We start from the raw sequence: 13326 nt of genomic DNA, 5'->3' as shown, positions 1-13326 counted from the left end.
TGAAATGATCGGCCCGAGAGGTGCGCCAAATGGCGGCTGGCGCCAAGCGCAGGCCGCATTATGGTTATGTCACGTTTCCTTCCGAGGTTCTGTCCTGATGCGTCTCGCGATTCCCGCGCTTCTCCTCGCTTCCGCCCTCTCGCCGCTGTCGGCCGCGACCCCGCCCGCCAAGCCCGCGCCGCTCTCCGTACTCGCCGATCAGGTGAAGCTGCCCTACGAGCAGTTCACCCTGGCGAACGGCCTGCGCGTGGTGGTGTCGACCGATCGCAAGGCGCCGGTGGTGGGCGTCTCGGTCTGGTATCATGTCGGATCGAAGGACGAGCCGGCGGGTAAGACCGGCTTCGCGCACCTGTTCGAGCATCTGATGTTCAACGGATCGGAGAATGCGCCGGGCGACTTCTTCAAGCCGCTCGAGAGCGTCGGCGCCACCGATTACAACGGTACCACCAGCTTCGATCGCACCAATTATTTCGAGACGGTGCCGACGCAGGCGCTGCCGCTGGCTTTGTTCCTCGAAAGCGATCGCATGGGCCACCTGCTCGGCGCGGTGGGGCAGGAGACGCTCGACCGCCAGCGCGGTGTCGTCCAGAACGAGAAACGGCAGGACGACAACCAACCCTACGGCCTCGTCCAATATGCCGAGCAGCAGACGCTGTTTCCGGAAGGACACCCTTACCACCACACCACGATCGGCTCGATGGCCGATCTCGACAAGGCGAGCCTCGCCGACGTGCGCGAGTGGTTTCGGGGGCATTACGGCCCGAACAACGCCGTTCTGGTGCTGAGCGGCGACATCGACGCCGCCACCGCGAAGCCGCTGGTCAAAAAGTATTTCGGCGACATCGCGCGTGGTCCGCAGCCGGTGCCGACCGCGGCCTCGGTGCCGACGTTGCCGGCACGCAAGGACGAGACGATCCACGATCAGGTCGCGACCACGCGGCTCTATCGCCAGTGGGCGGTGCCGGGGCTGCTCGATGCCGACAGCGTGCCGCTCGACATCGCCGCCTCGGTGCTGGGCGGCCTCGCCAGCTCGCGGCTCGACAATATCCTCGTCCGCAAGGAGCGGCTCGCCGTTTCGGTGAGCGCCAATGTCGAGCCGCTGGAGCGGGTCGGCGAGTTCGAGGTGCAGGTGGACGTGCGCCCCGGCGTCGATCCCAGGCTGGTCGGCCAGCGGCTCGATGCGATCATCGCCGATTTCATCGCCACCGGACCCACCGCAGACGAGATCCAGCGCGCCGTGACGCAGGAGATTGCCGGTCGCATCTTCTCGATGGAAAAGGTCGGTGGCTTCTCGGGCCGCGCGGCGCTGCTGGCGCAGGGCGCGGTCTATGCGAACGACCCTGGCTTCTACGAGAAGCAGCTCAAGGAATATGCCAAAGAGACGCCGGCCAGCGTGCAGGCGGCGATGCAGAAATGGCTGACGCGCCCGGTCTATGCGCTCACCGTCTCGCCCGGCGCGCGCGCGCCCTATGAGGAGGCAAAGGCGGGTCAGGAGGCCGACAAGCCGATCGCGGGCACGAAGGAGGTCGCCGCCAGCGGCGCGGCGCCCGCCACCGGGCCGAAGCGCGAGGCGCCGCCGGTCGGCGACATCTCCGCGCTCACCTATCCGGCGATCACTCGGACGAAGCTCTCCAACGGCGTGACGCTCGTCTATGCGCAGCGGACCGGCCTGCCGCTCACCCGCCTGGCGGTGACGTTCGACGGCGGCTTCTCGGCCGATCCCAAGGATGCGCTCGGCACCGCCACCCTGATGCTGAGCCTGCTCGACGAAGGCACGACGACACGCAGTTCCGCGCAGATCGCGTCCGAGCAGGAGCATCTCGGCTCGCGCATCGCGGCGGGTGGATCGATGGACCGCGCCGAGATCGATCTTGCCGTGCTGACCCCCAATCTCGCGCCGGGCCTGGATCTGCTCGCCGACGTGACGCTCAACCCCACCTTCGCCGATCTGCCGCGCGTGAAGGCCGAGCAGCTGGCCGGCATCCAGTCCGAAATGTCGGATCCCGAGGGGCTGGCGTCGCGCACGTTGCCGGGGCTGATCTACGGGCCGTCCTATCCCTATGGCGTGCCGTCGAGCGGGTCGGGCGATCCGGCCGCCGTCGCGAAGCTCACCAAGGCCGATCTGGTGGCCTTCAAGGACAAGTGGCTGCGCCCGTCCGACACCAGCATCTTCATCGTGTCGGATCAGCCGCTCAGCGCCATCCAGCCGATGCTGGAGAGCCGCTTCGGCGCGTGGAAGGCGACTGGCCCCGCCGGCACGAAGGCGACCGGAGCGACGGTGGCGACGCCGAAGCCGCGCATCGTGCTGCTCGATCGCCCCGGCTCGCCGCAATCGGTGATCCAGGCCGGCGAGGTGCTGGACGCGAAGGGCAGCGACGAACTGCTGCCGCTGGTCGTGGCCAACGATGCGCTGGGGGGCAGCTTCTTGTCGCGGCTCAACATGGACATTCGCGAGACCAAGGCCTGGTCCTACGGCGTGCAGGCGGGGATTTCGCGTTATGCGGGCCGCGTCCCCTATCTGGTCGCGGCGCCGGTGCAGACCGACAAGACCGGCCCGTCGATCCAGGCGATGCTGGGCGACATCAAGGCGTTTCTCACCACCCAGCCGCTCACCGATGCCGAGCGCGAACGGACTGTGGAGCGCTCGATCCGCCAACTGCCGGGCAGCTTCGAGACCGGCAACGAGCTGCTGGACGCGATGCAGCGCAACGATCTGCTCAAGCGGCCGGACGATTACTACACCCACATCGCCGACAAATATCGCGCGCTCACCACGGCCGAACTGAACGCGACGGCGCGGCGCGAGATCGATCCGGCGCGCTTCGTCTGGGTGGTGGTGGGTGATGCCGCGAAGGTGAAACCGCAGCTCGATACGCTCGGGCTTCCGGTGGAGGTGGTCAAGGCGCCCGCCGCGCAGTAATGGTCATTAGATTGACGTAATAGGAAAGGATCGCGTGATGGCAGCAATTGACGGCCAGTGGGACAGCGTGGCGCAGTCGCCGATGGGCGAGCAGAAGTCCGTGCTGACGCTCACCAGCAAGCCCGACGGCAGCTTCGCGGGCACCAACAGCGGCCCGCTCGGCTCGATGGACGTGACCGACGGGCAGGTGACCGGCGACATGGTCACCGCCAAGATGCAGCTGACCGTGCCCTTCCCGATGACGCTGACCATCGAGGGCCGACTGGAAGGCGACACGATCGAGGGCACGATCGACACCGGCGCCTTCGGCAAGTTCCCGATGACCGCGACGCGGAAGGAGTGATTTCATCCTCCCCATCGCAGATGGGGAGGATGCCTAGGAGCGCCGCACCCGCGTGACATGGCCCATCTTGCGGCCGGGGCGCACGCTCTTGCCGTAGAGGTGGAGGTGCGCATCGCGCTCGGCGAGGATGGCGGGCCAGCGCTCGGCCTCCTCGCCGATCAGGTTCTCCATCTCGACGTGCGCGCCGGTCAGCGACGTCGAGCCAAGCGGCAGGCCGCAGATCGCGCGAATGTGATTCTCGAACTGCGAGGTGGTGGCGCCCTCGATCGTCCAGTGGCCGCTATTATGCACGCGCGGCGCCATCTCGTTGAAGATCGGGCCGTTGGCGCCTGCGAACCACTCCACCGCCAGCACGCCGACATAATCGAGCGCGTCGGCGAGCCGCTTCGTCAGCGTCACGGCATCGGCGACCTGCTCCGCCACCTGTCCCTGCGGCGGCACAGTGGACAGCGCGAGAATGCCGTTGCGGTGAACGTTGGTCGGCACGTCCCACGCCACGCTCTCGCCGTTCGACGAGCGGGCGAGCAGTACCGAATATTCCACGTCGAAGCGCACGAAGCCTTCCAGCACTGCCGGCTGACCGCCGATCGTCTCCCACGCCGCCTCGATGTCGTCGGCGGAACGGAGCCGCGCCTGGCCCTTGCCATCATAGCCGAAGCGCCGCGTCTTCAGGATGGCGGGCGTGCCGATCGCCGCCACCGCCTCGCGCAGATCGTCAAGCGTCTCGACCGTCGTCCACGGCGCGGTGGGGATGTCGTGGCGGCCGGCGAACCCCTTTTCCAGCGCGCGGTCCTGCGCGATGCGCAGCGCCTCGACGCTTGGGTGGAAGGGGCGCAGGCCCTCGGTCGCGGCCAGCGCCTCGACCGGCAGATTCTCGAACTCGTAGGTGATGACGTGGCAGGCCTCGGCGAAGCGCCGCAGCGCCGCCTCGTCCTGATAGTCGCCCTGCGTCCATTCCGCGCAGACCTCGGCGGCCGGGCCGCTCGTCTCGGGCGCGAAGATGTGGCTGCGATAGCCAAGCTGCGCCGCCGCGACCGCCAGCATCCGGCCGAGCTGGCCGCCCCCGATGATGCCGATGGTCGATCCGGGCGCGGCGATCATTCCGGCGCTTCGTCCACCGACTGGGTCTGCTTCGCCCGCCAATCGGCGAGCCGCTCCGCCAGCGCATCGTCGTGCGTGGCGAGGATGGCGGCAGCGAGCAGCCCGGCGTTGTTCGCCCCCGCTTTGCCGATCGCCAGCGTACCAACGGGGATGCCGCCCGGCATCTGGACGATCGAGAGCAGCGAATCCATGCCGGAGAGCGCCTTGGACTCCACCGGCACGCCGAGCACCGGCAGCGGCGTCATTGCCGCGCACATGCCCGGAAGATGGGCTGCGCCACCGGCGCCCGCGATCACCACCTTGAGTCCGCGATCCTTCGCGCTCTTCGCATATTCATAGAGCCGCTCGGGCGTGCGATGCGCGGAGACGACCTTCGTCTCGTGCGCGACGCCGAGCGCCGCCAGCGTCTCGGCGGCGTGGCGCATCGTCTCCCAGTCGGAGCGGCTGCCCATGATGATGCCCACAAGGGCTTTGGCGGTCGGCTGGTCGGTCATCGGCCTGCCCGGATCGAGGTTTGAAGGAGCGGGGTGCTTAGCGGCGACCCCGCTCCGTGGCAATCAAATGCCGCGGATTTTCACCGTTCGCTCAGATAATAACGATCGGTGGCCTTGAGCGCATGATCCAGCTCGTAGACGATCGGCTGGCCGGTCGGGATTTCGAGGCTGGCGATGTCCTCGTCCGAGATGCCCGACAGATGCTTCACCAGCGCGCGCAGCGAATTGCCGTGGGCCGAGATCACCACCTGCTTGCCGGCCGTCAGCACCGGCGCGATCCGGCTCTCCCAATAAGGCAGCACGCGCGCGATCGTGTCCTTCAGGCTCTCGGTGCTGGGGATCGGGATGCCGGCGTAGCGGCGATCCTTGGACAGATCGAACTCGCTGCCCGCTTCCAGCACCGGCGGCGGGATGTCGAAGCTGCGGCGCCAGATCTTCACCTGATCGTCGCCATGCTTCGCGGCCGTCTCCGCCTTGTCGAGGCCGGTCAGGCCGCCATAATGGCGCTCATTGAGATGCCAGTCCTTCTCGACCGGCAGCCACAGGCGGCCCATCTCCTCCAGCGCGAGGTTCAGCGTCTTGATCGCGCGGGTCTGCACGCTGGTGAAGCACTGGTCGAAATCGAAGCCCTTCTCGGCGAGCAGACGGCCGGCGGCCTTCGCCTCCTCGATGCCCTTTTCGGTCAGGTTGACGTCCCACCAGCCGGTGAAGCGGTTCTCCAGGTTCCAGGCGGACTGGCCGTGGCGGATCAGGACGAGACGGGGCATTCGGGTCTCCCTCGGGGCGTATCGCGGGATCGCCTAGCGGAGCGGTGCGCGTTCGTCATCCCCTGCCCACGGCGATCACATGCGTCGTCATCGCGAGCCGCGCAGCGGCGTGGCGATCCACATGCGCGGCGCTTGTGGCTCTGGATTGCTTCGCTTCGCTCGCAATGACGACGTGGCGCTTGGGGTTTACAGCATCCCGATCACGTCGTGCAGTGCGGCGAGGCAGGCCTCGCCCAGCTTCTTGCTGCGCTCCGGCGACCAGCCGAACTCGGCGTCAGGCAGGTCATCATTGTCCTTGAACGGCATTTCCAGCGTCATCGCCACGCAGCCGAAGCGCTCGGCGAGTTGGTTGGTGGACATGGAGAGGTTGGCCTTGCCCTTGCCGGCCGTCGCATAGCCCTTGGCCTTCTGGAAATCGGGCGTGCGGGCGACGAGCGCGTCCTGATACGCCTGATAGCCGCTGACCTGGCCGTCCTTCAGCGAAGGGATGCCCTCGAAACCGGCGAGGAAGACATAGGGGATCGCCTCGTCGCCATGCACGTCCATGGCGAAGTCGACGCCCGTCTTGTCCATCGCGTTTCGCACGCACAGCACCTCGGGCGAGCGTTCCGGCGTCGGCTCATGCCATTCGCGATTGAGGTTCACGCCCACGGCATTGGTGCGCAGATGGCCGCGGAAACTGCCGTCCGGGTTCATGTTGGGGACGATGTGGAAGGTCGCTTTCTGGCGCAGCGAGCGGGCGATCGGATCGGCCGGATCGGTGAGGCACTCCAGCGCGCCCTCCATCCACCATTCGGCCATCGATTCGCCGGGATGCTGGCGGGCGTAGAGCCACACCTGCTTGCTGCCCTCGCCGATCGTCAGGCAATCGATCTCGCGCCCGTCGAGCGTCTGGCCGAGCGAGGCGAGCGTCACGCCCGGCTGGCCGCCGATGCGCGCGACGAGGTCGTTGTGCCGCTCCATCGAGTAAGGCGCGAAATAGGCGAACCAGATCGCGTCGCCGCGCGCCTCGTGCGTGAAGCGCAGCGTGCCCTTGTCGTAGCTCGTGTCGGCGACTCGCCGCCACGTAACCCGATCTTCCGACCAGCAGGCGTGATAGCCCGGCCAGCCGTCCGGATAGGCGGACTGACCGGCATTGCCGATCTCGTAGGTCAGCCGTTTTCCGCGCACGCCCAGCGCGCGGAAGTGGAACCATTGGTAGAAGTCCGAATCCTTGTCGCGCGCGATCTCGAGCGTGATGCGATCGTCGAGGATACCGGTCAGGCGGATGTTGCCGCTGTCGAAAGCGGATGAAATGCGGATCGTCATTTCACCGAGATAGTCTTCCCCGACTCTCCCGGAAAGCCCGCGAACATCGCGTGCGCCAGCTTGGCGACGGCGGCCTGCGGCGAGGCGTCCGGCGACTGGCCCTTCGCCTCGGTCATCGCGCGGCCTTCCCAGATGGCGGTGCCGTCGGAGCGTCGCTTGATCTGCACCTGCATCCGCGTGCCGACGATGAAGCGCTCCTGCCGGTTGCCGATCGGAACGGTCGTGCCTACGCCGCCGCCGAAGCCGGTGTGGCGGCCGAAGCTCGCCCCGCCGATCCCGAAGCTGACCGAGGAGCCGCCCGCATTGTAATCGGGCCGCGTGCCGCGATCGACCAGCACGCTGACGGTCAGTTCCGAATCGGCCGGACCCGAAGCGCGGGTGTAGCCGAGCCGGGTCAACTCGCCCGCCACGATGTCGCTATACATGTTGAGCTCGATGCTGTCGGGCGCGACGGGCGAGCCCGGCCCCATCGCCGGCGTCGATTCGATCGAGAAGCTGCCCGGCGCGAGCGGCTGGTCGAGGTGGAAGCGGGTTACCTGCACCGGGTTGGTGGTGGTGCAGCCGGCCAGTGCCAGCGCGCCGCCGAGCGCCGCCATCAGCTTCGACGAGAGGCGGAAGGGGATTCGCGACTGGATCATGGCAAGCCTCTCGAATGGCCGCGCGATCGGAAACGGCGCGGGCTGTGATACTGGAACGTCTCGACGATGCCTTTTGCTTCATTCGCCGCCGCTTTCCAACGGCTGAACGATGGTGCGCGCAAGAGTCTCCCCGCAGACTCCCTTGACTCGTGTGGCGATCCTGCATAGGCGGGCGCCTCGTTTTTCAAGGGCACACGCCCCGAACCGAAAGAAGCAGGGCGTCAGCCATGAAGATCCGTAACTCGCTCAAGTCGCTCAAGGGGCGTCACCGCGACAACCGCGTCATCCGTCGTCGCGGCCGCACCTACGTCATCAACAAGACGAACCGCCGCTTCAAGGCCCGCCAGGGCTGATTCGGGTGGCGACCGCCCCGGTGGTCGCCTCTCCTCGAAGTGTCGTCTTCGATGTCGGCAACGTGCTTGTCGACTGGAATCCGCGCGCCCTGTTCGCGCGGCACGTCACGGACAGCGCACGCCTCGATCGCCTGATGGGCGAGGTGCTGACGCTCGAATGGCACACCCAGCATGATGCCGGACGCGACTTCGCCGATACCTCGGCGGAGCGCATCGCGCTGTATCCGGACGAGGCGGAGAATATCCGCCGATGGGGCGCCCAGTTCGACGCGACGATTGGCGATCTGCTGCCCGGCATGGCCGATCTGGTCGCCGATCTCGATGCGGCAGGCGTGCCGCTCTACGCCATCACCAATTTCAGCCATGAGTTCTGGCCGCCGTTCCGGGCGCGCGAGGCGGCTCTGTTCGATCGCTTCCGTGACATCGTCGTCTCGGGTGAGGTGAAGCTGATCAAGCCCGATCCGGCGATCTATGCGCTGGCGCTGGGGCGCTTCGGCCTCGCGCCGGGCGAGGCGCTGTTCGTCGACGACCGGCAGGACAATGTCGAGGCGGGCGAGCGGGCCGGCTTCGTCGGCCACCGCTTCGCGGATGCCGCCACCCTGCGCGCGGCGCTGGAGGGATTAGGCCTGCTCTGACTGTCCGGTTCCAGACGATTCCGCTGTCCGGATATGGACAGCGATACGGGCCGGTTGATCGCGAAACCCTCGGAAACAGCCGATTCCTGGTCTGGCACGCCCCTGCACAGCATCCGGCATCCCTATCCGGAGCCGTTCGATGCAAGACCCCGCCACCGCCCCCAAGGACAATCTCTTCGGCATCTGCCACGCGATCGGCGAGGATTTCGGTTTCAACCCCTTCTGGCTGCGCGTGGCGCTGGCGATCGGCATCATCGCCCGGCCGGAGGTCGTGCTCGCCGTCTATGCGACGCTGGGTCTCGCCGTGGTGACGAGCCGCCTGCTCACGCGCCGCCCGAAGGCGGCACGACCCACCGCCACGGTGACCGTGCTGGCCGCCCGCGCAGAGCGGGAACCGCTGCGGCAGGCGGCCTGAGGCGTCAGTCCTCGCCGGGCTTGTAGTTGCGCAGTTCGTCGCCGGTCAGGCGGACGACGTGGAGCACGTTGGTCGAACCCGGCGTCCCGAACGGCACGCCCGCCATCAGCACCACCGAATCGCCCGCATTGGCGACGCGCGCGCGCAGCGCCATGCGCTTGGACTTGGCGACCATCTCCTCGAAGCTCGCCACATCGCGCGTGTGGACCGCGTGCGCGCCCCAGAGCAGGCCGATCCTGCGCGCGGTGGCGAGCGTCGGGGTCAGCACGAGCAGCGGCACCGCCGGGCGCTCCCGCGCGATCCGGCGCGCGGTGCCGCCCGACGAGGTGAAGCAGGTGATCGCCGCCGCCGACACGGTGTCGACGATCTCGGCCGCCGCGGCGGACAGCGCGTCCGCCGTCGTGCGATCGGGCAGCGTCTCGGTGAAGTGGATGCGTGCCCGGTAGGCGGCGTCGCCCTCCACGGAGACGGCGATGCGATCCATCATCGACACCGCTTCCTCCGGCCAGTCGCCGGCTGCCGATTCGGCCGACAGCATGATCGCATCGGCACCGTCGTAGATGGCGGTCGCCACGTCGGAGACTTCGGCGCGGGTCGGCGAGGGCGACTTGATCATCGATTCGAGCATCTGCGTCGCCACCACCACCGGGCGGCCGAGCTTGCGCGCGGTCTCGACGATGCGCTTCTGGATCGGCGGCACGCGTTCGGGCGGCAGCTCGACGCCGAGATCGCCGCGCGCCACCATCACGCCGTCCGACAGCTCGATGATCTCGTCCAGCCGGTCGATCGCGGCGGGCTTCTCGATCTTGGAGAGCAGGGCGGCCTTGCCTGCGATCAGGCGGCGCGCCTCGGCCACGTCGTCCGGGCGCTGGACGAAGCTGATCGCGATCCAGTCGACCTGCTGTTCCAGCGCGAAGGCGAGATCCTTGCGGTCCTTCTCGGTCAGCGCGGGCAGCGGCACCACCACGTCGGGCACGTTGACGCCCTTGCGGTCCGAAATCGCGCCACCGACCTCGACCAGCGTCTCGATCAAGTCGTGCGTCGCCGACTGCACGCGCAGCACCAGCTTGCCGTCATCGACCAGCAGGCGGGTGCCCGGCTCCAGCGCCTCGAAGATCTCGCGGTGGGGGAGTGTCACGCGGGTCGCGTCGCCCGGCTCGCCGGTGCGATCGAGGCGGAAGGTGTCGCCCTTCTTCAGCGTGACGATGCCGTCCTTGAAGGTGCCGACGCGCAGCTTCGGCCCCTGCAGGTCGGCCAGGATCGTGGTCGGCCGGTTGAGTTCCTTCTCCAGCGCGCGGATCGCCGCGATCGACTGGGCATGATCGTCATGGCTGCCGTGGCTCATGTTGACGCGGAAGGCGTCGGCGCCCGCCACGAACAATTTGCGGATCATCTCGGGCGAGCGGCTGGCGGGGCCGAGCGTCGCGAGCACGCGAACCTTGCGGCGGCGGGGCGCGAAGGCACTGGTGCTGATCGACATGAAACTCTCCCGATGTGGCGTTCGCCGGTTGCAGGGCCGACGCGCGATGCCCATAGCCCTAGCAGTCTCCATGGCAACCGGAAATGACAGCGCTATGCAACTGGACGACATCGATGACGAAATCGCCGCAAGGGTATTCCGTCGGCTGGTGACGCACCTGCGCCATCGCGACGACGCGCAGAATATCGACCTGATGGGGCTGGCCGGCTTCTGCCGGAACTGCCTGGGAGACTGGACGGCCGAGGCCTCCGGCGGCGCGATCTCGAAGGATCAGGGGCGCGAGGCGGTCTACGGCATGCCCTATTCCGAATGGAAGGCGACGCACCAGACGGCGGCCACGCCCGATCAGCTCGCGCGCATGGAAGAGAGCATGAAGCGGAACCCGGTCTGAAGATCCCGCACCGGCCCGCTTCCAACTTGAGGTGTAGGATTTCGTCCGCTACCTCGCGCGCTTCTTAATCGAATCGGGAGCGGGAACCCCATGAGTGACGGCAACGTCGCGGCCGATCAGCTGCGCCTCTTCATCGAACGCATCGAGCGCCTCGAGGAAGAGAAGAAGGGCATGATGGACGACATCAAGGACGTCTATCTGGAAGCCAAGAGCCAAGGTTACGACCCCAAGACGATGCGGACCATCGTTCGCCTGCGGAAGATGGAGAAGAACGCCCGCGACGAGGCGGACGCGCTGCTCGAGACGTACAAGGCGGCGCTGGGAATCTGAGCTTCCTGCGTCATTGTGAGGAGCGAAGCGACGTGGCTATCCATCGGCGGAGCGCTCGTGGCTCTGGATTGCTTCGCTCCGCTCGCAATGACGAAAGGGTTGCCGGGCTTGATCGCCCTACCCGCCACGGCCTAGAGACGCCGGAACGACAAGCCAGAACATAGGACGATCACGGCGATGGCCGGCCATTCCAAATTCAAGAACATCATGCACCGCAAGGGCGCGCAGGATAAGAAGCGCTCGTCGCTCTTCTCCAAGCTCAGCCGCGAGATCACGGTGGCCGCGAAGATGGGGCTGCCCGATCCGGCGATGAATGCGCGCCTGCGCTCCGCCATCATCGCGGCGCGCGCGCAGTCGATGCCCAACGACAATATCAAGCGCTCGATCGAGAAGGCGTCGGGTAACGACGGCGCGAACTACGAGGAAGTGCGCTACGAGGGCTTCGGCCCGGCGGGTGTGTCGCTGATCATCGAGACGCTGACCGACAACCGCAACCGTACCGCCACCAACGTGCGCACGATCGTCTCCAAGAATGGCGGCAATCTCGGTGCGTCGGGTTCGGTGAGCCACGGCTTCGACCGGCTCGGCCTGATCAACTATCCGGCATCGGCGGGTGACGCGGACAAGGTGTTCGAGGCGGCGCTGGAAGCGGGTGCCGAGGATGTCGCCTCGTCCGAGGACGGCCACGAAATCTGGTGCTCGATCGATTCGCTGCATGAAGTGGCCAAGGCGCTCGAGCCGGTGCTGGGCGAGGCCGAGGGCATCAAGCTCGCCTGGCGCCCGCAGACGCAGGTGGCGGTGACGTCCGAGACCGACGCGGCGCTGCTGATGAAGCTGATCGACACGCTCGACGACGACGACGACGTGCAGACCGTCTGGGGCAATTACGACGTCCCCGACGAGGTGATGGAGAAGCTGGGCTGACGAACGGCCTCGCTCCTCACACTCCGTTCGTCCTGAGCGTAGTCGAAGGACGTGCGGCAGGCGAAGGTGTTTGGGGCACGCACTTCGACTACGCTCAGTGCGAACGGGGGTATTCGTGGCAGGCCTGCTGACATGCTGATCCTCGGCCTCGATCCAGGCCTCGGCACGACCGGCTGGGGCCTGATCCGCGCTGACGGCAACCGCCTCTCCCACGTCGCCAACGGCCAGATCCGCACCGACGCCTCGATGCCGCTGCCGCGCCGGCTGGCGCTGCTCCACGGCGCGATCGTCGAGGTGATCCGCTCGCACCAGCCGCAGGGCGCGGCGGTGGAGGAGGTGCTCGGCAATTCCAACGCGCAGTCGACGCTCAAGCTCGGGCAGGCGCGCGGCATGGCCTTGCTCGCCGCCGCGCAGGCCGAGCTGGTGGTGGGCGAATATCATCCGAGCATCGTCAAGAAGGCGGTAGTCGGCACCGGCGGGGCCGCCAAGGAACAGGTGCAGGCGATGGTCGCCCGGCTGCTGCCCGGCGTGAAGCTGACCGGCGCCGACGCGGCGGACGCGCTGGCGGTGGCGATCACCCACGCCCACCATCTTGCCTCCGCGAAGGCGATGCTGAGGAGGGCGGGATGATGATCGCACGGCTGACCGGCGTGCTGGCCGAGGCGGCGGGCGACCATGCCGTGATCGACGTCAACGGCGTCGGCTATCTCGTCCAGCTATCGGGCAAGACGCTGCAGGCGCTCGGCGGCGTCGGCGCGCAGGTGAAGATCCTCACCGACATGCAGGTGCGCGAGGATGCGATCACGCTGTTCGGCTTCGGATCGGTCGCCGAGCGCGACTGGTTCCGGTTGCTCACGCAGGTTCAGGGCGTCGGCGGCCGCGTCGCGCTGTCGATCCTGACGGTGCTGGCGCCGGATGAACTCAGCCGCGCCGTCGCGTCGGGCGACAAGGCGATGGTGGCCCGTGCGAATGGAGTAGGCCCGAAACTGGCGCTGCGCATCGTCACCGAGCTGAAGGACAAGGCCGGCCCGGCGCTCGGCCCGGTCGGCGGCGCGGCGACGGCGCCCAAGGGCAGCGCCGAGGCGGATGCGCTTTCCGCGCTCGCCAATCTCGGCTTCCGCCCGGCCGAGGCGGCCGCCGCGGTCGGTGCCGCGGCGGAGGAACTCGGTGCGGATGCCACGCTCGATGCGCTGGTCCGCCTCGCGCTGCGCAAGGCGGCGAAGTAGC

At 67.6% G+C, this 13326-nt stretch carries 16 protein-coding genes; 10 read left to right on the top strand and 6 right to left on the bottom strand.

All coding sequences use genetic code 11. From position 1 onward, the window contains the following. Nucleotides 1–97 precede the first annotated feature (97 nt). On the top strand, nucleotides 98–2920 hold the full coding sequence (locus QGN17_RS20260; RefSeq protein WP_281046418.1) for a M16 family metallopeptidase: 2823 nt from the start codon (nucleotides 98–100) through the stop codon (nucleotides 2918–2920). Nucleotides 2921–2957: 37 nt separating this feature from the next. Then, a complete protein-coding gene (locus QGN17_RS20255; RefSeq protein WP_281046417.1) occupies nucleotides 2958–3263 on the top strand; it encodes a hypothetical protein in 306 nt (101 codons plus the stop codon). Nucleotides 3264–3296: 33 nt separating this feature from the next. Here the strand turns inward: QGN17_RS20255 and QGN17_RS20250 are convergent, their stop codons facing one another. From QGN17_RS20250 to QGN17_RS20230, 5 genes are all read right to left on the bottom strand, one after another. Next, nucleotides 3297–4364, bottom strand: coding sequence for a 5-(carboxyamino)imidazole ribonucleotide synthase (locus tag QGN17_RS20250; RefSeq protein WP_281046416.1), 1068 nt, complete (start codon nucleotides 4362–4364; stop codon nucleotides 3297–3299). Beyond that, on the bottom strand, nucleotides 4361–4858 hold the full coding sequence (purE, locus tag QGN17_RS20245) for a 5-(carboxyamino)imidazole ribonucleotide mutase (protein WP_281046415.1): 498 nt from the start codon (nucleotides 4856–4858) through the stop codon (nucleotides 4361–4363). The genes QGN17_RS20250 and purE overlap by 4 nt, the downstream gene beginning before the upstream one ends. 80 nt (nucleotides 4859–4938) lie before the next feature. Then, nucleotides 4939–5625 carry a 2,3-diphosphoglycerate-dependent phosphoglycerate mutase gene (gene gpmA, locus QGN17_RS20240; protein ID WP_281046414.1) on the bottom strand — a complete coding sequence of 229 codons (687 nt, stop codon included), beginning with the start codon at nucleotides 5623–5625 and terminating at the stop codon, nucleotides 4939–4941. Nucleotides 5626–5811: 186 nt separating this feature from the next. Then, a complete protein-coding gene (locus QGN17_RS20235; RefSeq protein WP_281046413.1) occupies nucleotides 5812–6933 on the bottom strand; it encodes a M14 family metallopeptidase in 1122 nt (373 codons plus the stop codon). After that, nucleotides 6930–7571, bottom strand: coding sequence for a DUF4136 domain-containing protein (locus tag QGN17_RS20230; RefSeq protein ID WP_281046412.1), 642 nt, complete (start codon nucleotides 7569–7571; stop codon nucleotides 6930–6932). The genes QGN17_RS20235 and QGN17_RS20230 overlap by 4 nt, the downstream gene beginning before the upstream one ends. A gap of 227 nt (nucleotides 7572–7798) precedes the next feature. Here QGN17_RS20230 and ykgO point away from each other — a divergent pair, with 227 nt between their 5' ends. From ykgO to QGN17_RS20215, 3 genes are all read left to right on the top strand, one after another. Next, nucleotides 7799–7924: a type B 50S ribosomal protein L36 gene (gene ykgO / locus QGN17_RS20225; RefSeq protein ID WP_004210176.1), complete on the top strand. Its 126-nt coding sequence runs from the start codon at nucleotides 7799–7801 to the stop codon at nucleotides 7922–7924. Between the two features lie 5 nt (nucleotides 7925–7929). Continuing rightward, nucleotides 7930–8559: an HAD family hydrolase gene (locus QGN17_RS20220; protein WP_281046411.1), complete on the top strand. Its 630-nt coding sequence runs from the start codon at nucleotides 7930–7932 to the stop codon at nucleotides 8557–8559. A 139-nt stretch (nucleotides 8560–8698) separates the two neighbouring features. After that, entirely contained in the window at nucleotides 8699–8974 is a 276-nt protein-coding gene (locus QGN17_RS20215) for a PspC domain-containing protein (protein WP_281046410.1), read from the top strand. A 4-nt stretch (nucleotides 8975–8978) separates the two neighbouring features. On the opposite strand, the gene pyk is transcribed toward QGN17_RS20215, so the two are convergent. Continuing rightward, on the bottom strand, nucleotides 8979–10454 hold the full coding sequence (gene pyk, locus QGN17_RS20210; protein WP_281046409.1) for a pyruvate kinase: 1476 nt from the start codon (nucleotides 10452–10454) through the stop codon (nucleotides 8979–8981). Between the two features lie 94 nt (nucleotides 10455–10548). Here pyk and QGN17_RS20205 point away from each other — a divergent pair, with 94 nt between their 5' ends. The 5 genes from QGN17_RS20205 to ruvA all read left to right on the top strand — a co-directional run bounded on the left by QGN17_RS20205 (nucleotide 10549) and on the right by ruvA (nucleotide 13325). Next, on the top strand, nucleotides 10549–10845 hold the full coding sequence (locus tag QGN17_RS20205) for a DUF1244 domain-containing protein (RefSeq protein ID WP_281046408.1): 297 nt from the start codon (nucleotides 10549–10551) through the stop codon (nucleotides 10843–10845). Between the two features lie 90 nt (nucleotides 10846–10935). Then, entirely contained in the window at nucleotides 10936–11175 is a 240-nt protein-coding gene (locus QGN17_RS20200) for a DUF2312 domain-containing protein (protein ID WP_022692166.1), read from the top strand. A 177-nt stretch (nucleotides 11176–11352) separates the two neighbouring features. Further along, the gene (locus QGN17_RS20195; RefSeq protein WP_281046407.1) at nucleotides 11353–12099 is read left to right on the top strand and encodes a YebC/PmpR family DNA-binding transcriptional regulator; all 747 of its coding nucleotides are present in this window, start codon (nucleotides 11353–11355) and stop codon (nucleotides 12097–12099) included. Between the two features lie 132 nt (nucleotides 12100–12231). Next, on the top strand, nucleotides 12232–12729 hold the full coding sequence (ruvC, locus tag QGN17_RS20190; protein ID WP_281046406.1) for a crossover junction endodeoxyribonuclease RuvC: 498 nt from the start codon (nucleotides 12232–12234) through the stop codon (nucleotides 12727–12729). Beyond that, nucleotides 12729–13325, top strand: a complete 597-nt coding sequence (ruvA, locus tag QGN17_RS20185; RefSeq protein WP_281046405.1) for a Holliday junction branch migration protein RuvA — start codon at nucleotides 12729–12731, stop codon at nucleotides 13323–13325. Before ruvC ends, ruvA begins: the two co-directional genes overlap by 1 nt. The last annotated feature ends 1 nt before the right edge of the window (nucleotide 13326 follow it).

The organism is Sphingomonas oryzagri (genome assembly GCF_029906645.1).
Lineage (GTDB): Bacteria > Pseudomonadota > Alphaproteobacteria > Sphingomonadales > Sphingomonadaceae > Solisphingomonas > Solisphingomonas oryzagri.
The sequence above is the reverse complement of the archived record's forward strand: the minus strand, read 5'-3'. Positions and strand labels throughout refer to the sequence as shown.